The following is a 5252-nucleotide window of genomic DNA, read 5'->3' as shown; positions in this document are numbered from 1 at the left end:
CCCCCCCCCCCCCCCCCCCCCCCCCCCCCCCCCCCCCCCCCCCCCCCCCCCCCCCCCCCCCCCCCCCCCCCCCCACGACCGGCATGCCTCAGTGGTGCTGTGGAACCGGCGCGGCCGTGGCGTGCCCGTGCGCGGGGACGGGACTCGGCGCGGCCGTCGGGCGGCCGTGGCCGTGCGGCCGCGTGGGGGCGGGCGCCGGTGCCGGGGCGGCCGTCGTCCCGCCCGGGACGGTCGGGACCGGCGAGGGCGCGGCCGAGGCGGGCCGCGTCGTGGTGGGGACGGGCCTCGGTGTGGTCGGCACCGGCCTCGGGCCGCCCGGGTGGGTCGGCGAGGGGACGGGCCTCGGGGCGGCCGTGCGCACCGGGGAAGGCACCGGGGACGGCGTGGCCGTGCGCGTCGGCGTCGGAGTGGCGGTGTGGCCGGTGCGGGACGCGGGGTGCGTGTCGCCCTGGACCGCCTGCGCGGTCACGGTGCCGGCGACGGCCAGGGCGGCGCCCACGGCGGAGACCCCCAGGACGGCGCGCAGCCGGCGTATGCGGCGAGGACGGGGGACATGGTGTGCGGACATGGGTTCCTTCGAATCGCTCGGGTCGGACATCGGTCGGAAGTGGAGGCCTCCACCCCGACAGACGTCCGGCCCCGGGCGAGGTTGCGGGTGACGGCCGATCAATTTCCTCCGCGCCCGGCGCACGGCCCGCACCCGCTCCGGGGGCCCAGACCCCAGGGCCCCCGGGCCCCTGGGATCAGCCCAGCCGCTTCAGCAGCTCCTCCGCCACCGGCGCCGAGGAGGCCGGGTTCTGGCCGGTGATCAGGTTGCGGTCGACGACCACGTGCGGCGCCCACGGCGCGGCCGTCCGGACGTCGACGCCGGCCTCGGTCAGCCGGTCCTGGAGCAGCCACCGGACGCGGGGGGCCAGGCCGCCCTGCGTCTCCTCCTCGTTGGTGAAGGCGGCCACCGGACGCCCGGCGAAGGCGTTCGCCCCGTCGGCGCGCACCGCCGCGAGCAGCGCGGCCGGACCGTGGCAGACCACGGCGAGCGGCTTGCCCGAGTCGAGGGCCGCGACGAGCAGCCGACCCGAGTCCTCGTTCACGGCCAGGTCCTCCATCGGCCCGTGCCCGCCGGGGTAGAACACCGCGGCGAAGTCGTCGAGGTCGACCTCCGCCAGCTTCACCGGCTCCCGCAGCTCGGTCATCTCCTCCAGGCCGCGGGCGATCTCGTCGGCCCGGTCCCGGCCGCCGTTGACCTCGGCGGCGAGGCTCGCCCGGTCGACCGGCGGCAGCGTGCCTTCCGGCGTGGCCACGACCACCTCGTGCCCGGCGGCCTTCAGGGCGCGGTAGGGGACCACGGCCTCCTCCGCCCAGAAGCCGGTGGGGTGCTGGGAGCCGTCGGCGAGGGTCAGGCGGTCGGCGCCGGTCAACACAAAAAGGATCTTCGACATGGGTCATCTTCTCCCGGAACGTGCGGCTTACGGGAAAGAACCTAGGCGAGCCGACCCATAGGCAACCAATGAAGTCATGCATGCCAGACATTGGATCTCCTATGGGTCGCCCAGGTCCCGGGGCGCGGAATACTCGGCGGTGTGGACACCCCCTCGCTCGACCTGAACCTCCTGCGCACCTTCCTCGCGGTCTACCGCTCCGGATCCTTCACCGGCGCGGCCCGCCTGCTGGGCCTGTCGCAGCCGACGGTGACGACACAGATGCGCACGCTGGAACGGCTGAGCGGGCGGGAGCTGTTCGAACGGCTGCCGCGCGGGGTCACCCCGACGCAGGTGGCCGACGAGCTGGCCGCCCGGATCGCGTCGCCCCTGGACGAGCTGGCCGCCGTGGCCGGCCCCGACCCCCTGGAGGGCGCCCGCCCGGAGCCCGTCCACCTCGCGGGGCCCGCCGAGTTCCTGTGCACGCAGGTGCTGCCCGCCCTCGCGCCGCTGGTCGCGGCGGGCGTACGGCTGCGGGTGGCCACGGGGCTGACCGAGCCGCTGCTGGACGAACTGCGGGCGGGCCGCCACGATCTGGTGATCGCCACCACGCGCCCGCGCGGCCGCGCGCTCCACGCCGTACCGCTCGGTGACGAGGAGTTCGTGCTGGTCGCCGCCCCGGTCTGGGCCGAGCGGCTGGCCGGCCGGCTGTCCGCCGAGGGCCCGGCCGCCCTGCAGCCGGTTCCGCTGATCACCTACGCCGAGGACCTGCCCATCGCCCGCCGGTACTGGCGGCACGTCTTCGGCCGCCGGCTGTCCCGCACGGCCGCCGTCACGGTGCCCGACCTGCGCGGGGTGCTGGCGGTGGTGGTCGCCGGGGCGGGGTTCTCCGTCCTGCCCCGCTATCTGTGCGCCGAGGCGCTGCGGTCCGGTGCGCTGGTGGAACTGCTGGAACCGGAGGACGCGCCGATCAACACCGGTTTCCTCGTCCAGCGCCCCGGCGCCTCCGACAACCCGGACGTGGCCCGCGTCCGCGAACTGCTGGTGCGGGAGGGGCGGACCTGGTGAACCCGGCCGGGCCGGTCCGGGGTCGTCGCCGCTCCGGACGGCCGGGGGCCGCGCGGGCGCTACCGGGTGAGCGGGTGGGACATCTGGTACGCCGGACTGCGGTCGGCGCCGTCGCCGATCTCGGTCAGCACCTCGTCCAGTTCCATGAACCACTCCCAGGCCGCCCGCCCGTCGGCACCGGCCGGCAGGGCGACGACCAGGTCCTCCAGTTCCGTGACGCGCTTGTTCTTCCAGACCTTGTCGGCGAGGCTCACCAGCAGGTCCTCCGCGCCGGTGCCGGGGGCGGTCCAGGAGGCGTGCGTGCCGGCGAACCGGGCGAGGCCCGGCTCCACGCCGTGCCCGAGCAGCAGCTCACGGCCCGCCTCCTCGTGCCGGGCACCGGGGTCGGACAGCTCGGCCGGGTGCAGGGCCTTGCCGATGTCGTGGGTCGCGGCCCCGAACAGCACCGCCTCCGCGTCCAACTCCAGTTCCGGGCATCGTCGTCGCACCCACTCGACCAGTCGGGCCGCCACGTCGTGCACCGCCCGCAGGTGGGCGACCAGCCGGGGCGGGGCGTCGACGCCGGCCGGCAGCTCGGCGGCGCGCCCGGGGAGGGGACGCAGCGGTGGATCGGTCTCGCCCGTCGCGATCGCCTCCGCGCTCATCGCTGTCACCGCGTCAGCGTCTCACCACCGCCGAACCGGCACACCGTCCCACCCCCTCGCCCTCCCGCGCTCCCGTTCTCACACCCTCACCCCCTCACCAGCCGCCACTGCTGGGAGGCCGCGACGCCGGCCGTCCGCTGCACGACGGCCGCGCCGTCCGCGGTGCCGGCGACGTCCAGGGCCTTGCCGCTGTGGCGGTTGACGAGCCGCTGGTAGCCGTCGCCGGCCGGCTGGACGCTCCACTGCTGGGCGCGCGTGCCGTCGTGCGCTCGCTGGTGCAGGGCGGTCCCGTCGGCGGTGGACGAGCGCGGCACCTCCAGCACCCTGCCGCTGTGGAGGCTGGTCAGCTTGGTGTGTCCGCCCGAGGTCGTGGCGATCCAGCGCTGGTCGGCGCCGGTGTCCGGGGCCCGGCCGACGACCGGGGCGCCGTCCGCCGTCGAGGCGCCGCGCACCCCCATCGCCCGCCCGGTGGCCCGGTTGAGCAGCCGGAAGGTGCCGCTCGGCGACGGCGCGGGGACGCGTGCGGCGCCGCGCAGCACATTGCCCTCGGTGGTGAGGTAGTTGGTGGCGTAGTCGAAGCGGGGCGTGCCCGACCACAGCAGGTAGAAGTACTTCATGTTCTCCGAGAACCAGTAGCCGGGCGTCAGGTCGCCGCGAGTGACGGGCGTCGTCCGCAGGTCGGCCACGATCGTGTAGCCGTTCGCGGTCCGGCAGTGGGCGCGTTGCGCGTCCCACAGCCACCGGGCGCGGTCCCGGTAGACCTCCTTGCCGGTCAGCAGCCACAGGAACAGCGCGGAGTCCGCGTACTCGGGGCGCAGCCGGTACTGCGTGCTGGTGGCCGCGAGCGTGGCGGGGTCGATCGTCTCGGGCGGCACCGGGAACCGGGTCAGGGCGGCCGCCCACGAGGAGTGGTAGGACTCGCCCGCCCCGAGGTCACCGCCCTGCCCGAGCAACCCGGCGTAGAAGGCGGCCAGTTCGGACTGGCCGTGCCCGGTCGTGGCCCCGCTGCGCATGTCGGCGGACCGGAACCACAGCCGCCCGTCCCGGGTCTCCCCGAGGTGCCGCAGGACGGCCGAGGTCAGCGTCCGGTACCAGCCGCGGATCTCGGTGTCGCCGAGGAACTGGTAGGCGTCCCAGAGGTATTCGAAGTACGAGTCCACGGGCGGGTCCACCCGGGCGGTCGGGTCGGTCCAGACGCCGGTCTCCACGTTCAGCGTCGTACCGACGAGGTCCAGCGCCGAACGGCGTTCGTAGGGTGCCCGCAGCGCCTTCTTCGCCGCGTCGAGGTACCTGCGGTCACCGGTCAGCCGGGAGAGGCAGCCGAGTTCGGTGATGTTGCTGCCGATCTCCGCGAGCGGCACCTGCCTGCCGCTGACGGCGCCGGTGCGCAGGTTGACGTACCGGTACGGCGCCCCGGTCGGCGAGGAGGTGAAGGCGGGCAGCAGCCGGTCCGCGAGATCGCGTGCCTTCGTCAGCAGGACGGGGTCGCCGGTGCAGTGGTGGCCGGAGAGGAGCCCGCCGACCAGCCGGATGATCGCCTCGAACACATGGATGTTCGCGTCGCGGTCGAAGTCGAGGCGGGTGCCGATCCAGGAGACGGCGGCGTCGAGTTCGCCGTCCAGCTCCATCAGGAACAGGGTGTCGAGCGACTCCACGAGGGTCAGGCCCAGTGGCACCGAGTCGATGAAGAACTCCGAGCCGGTGCCGCTCACCGGGTGCAGTTCGTCGCGGCCCCAGGCCAGGCGCCGGTAGGCGGTCCAGGCGGTCAGGAACTCCTGGCGCACGTCCTCCGCGAGCGCGGGATCGGCGGGGCCGGGCGCGGCGGACGCCGGCGCGGCGCCCGGCCCGCCCAGCGCGCAGAGCGCCGCGGTCGCGCCCGCCGCCGAACGCAGCAGGGCGCGTCGGGTGAGCCGGGTGCTCGGCGGACCGGCCGGGTGGCCGGGAGCGGGAGGTGTCGCCATGAGGGGTCTCCGTGCGGGGGTCGGGACAACGATGTCCGGGTGAGGGGATCGGTGGCCGTCCGGGTGCGCGATGCGGCGCCTCGCGGGCGTCGGCGGGAACGGGCGGCACGGTCAGGGGGGGCGGCGGGCGGGCGCGAGCCGGCGCGGGCGCCATCGGAAGG

5 protein-coding genes are annotated in these 5252 nt (G+C 75.7%); 1 reads left to right on the top strand and 4 read right to left on the bottom strand.

Translation table 11 applies throughout. The annotated features are described in order from the left end of the window. Positions 1 to 88: 88 nt before the first annotated feature. Together V7E45_RS38540 and V7E45_RS38535 are read right to left on the bottom strand one after the other, a co-directional pair. Positions 89 to 568: a hypothetical protein gene (locus V7E45_RS38540; protein WP_333778938.1), complete on the bottom strand. Its 480-nt coding sequence runs from the start codon at positions 566 to 568 to the stop codon at positions 89 to 91. Between the two features lie 175 nt (positions 569 to 743). Beyond that, on the bottom strand, positions 744 to 1439 hold the full coding sequence (locus tag V7E45_RS38535) for a type 1 glutamine amidotransferase domain-containing protein (protein ID WP_333778937.1): 696 nt from the start codon (positions 1437 to 1439) through the stop codon (positions 744 to 746). A gap of 141 nt (positions 1440 to 1580) precedes the next feature. Here V7E45_RS38535 and V7E45_RS38530 point away from each other — a divergent pair, with 141 nt between their 5' ends. After that, positions 1581 to 2486 (top strand): LysR family transcriptional regulator, encoded by a 906-nt coding sequence (locus tag V7E45_RS38530; protein WP_333778936.1) that lies wholly within the window; start codon positions 1581 to 1583, stop codon positions 2484 to 2486. A gap of 59 nt (positions 2487 to 2545) precedes the next feature. Here the strand turns inward: V7E45_RS38530 and V7E45_RS38525 are convergent, their stop codons facing one another. Then, a complete protein-coding gene (locus V7E45_RS38525) occupies positions 2546 to 3130 on the bottom strand; it encodes an HD domain-containing protein (RefSeq protein ID WP_333778939.1) in 585 nt (194 codons plus the stop codon). 86 nt (positions 3131 to 3216) lie between these two features. Then, on the bottom strand, positions 3217 to 5091 hold the full coding sequence (locus V7E45_RS38520) for a glycoside hydrolase family 47 protein (RefSeq protein ID WP_333778935.1): 1875 nt from the start codon (positions 5089 to 5091) through the stop codon (positions 3217 to 3219). Between the last annotated feature and the right edge of the window lie 161 nt (positions 5092 to 5252).

Origin of the sequence: Streptomyces sp. IBSBF 3136 (assembly GCF_036815105.1) — a bacterium.
Taxonomy (GTDB): domain Bacteria; phylum Actinomycetota; class Actinomycetes; order Streptomycetales; family Streptomycetaceae; genus Streptomyces.
This window is presented reverse-complemented; position numbering and strand designations above follow the sequence as displayed.

What these genes read in the sequence shown, in the direction of transcription:
- V7E45_RS38540 (WP_333778938.1), bottom strand. Translation starts at nt 568, where the DNA reads ATGTCCGCACACCATGTCCCCCGTCCTCGCCGCATACGCCGGCTGCGC.
- V7E45_RS38535 (WP_333778937.1), bottom strand. Translation starts at nt 1,439, where the DNA reads ATGTCGAAGATCCTTTTTGTGTTGACCGGCGCCGACCGCCTGACCCTC.
- V7E45_RS38525 (WP_333778939.1), bottom strand. Translation starts at nt 3,130, where the DNA reads ATGAGCGCGGAGGCGATCGCGACGGGCGAGACCGATCCACCGCTGCGT.
- V7E45_RS38520 (WP_333778935.1), bottom strand. Translation starts at nt 5,091, where the DNA reads ATGGCGACACCTCCCGCTCCCGGCCACCCGGCCGGTCCGCCGAGCACC.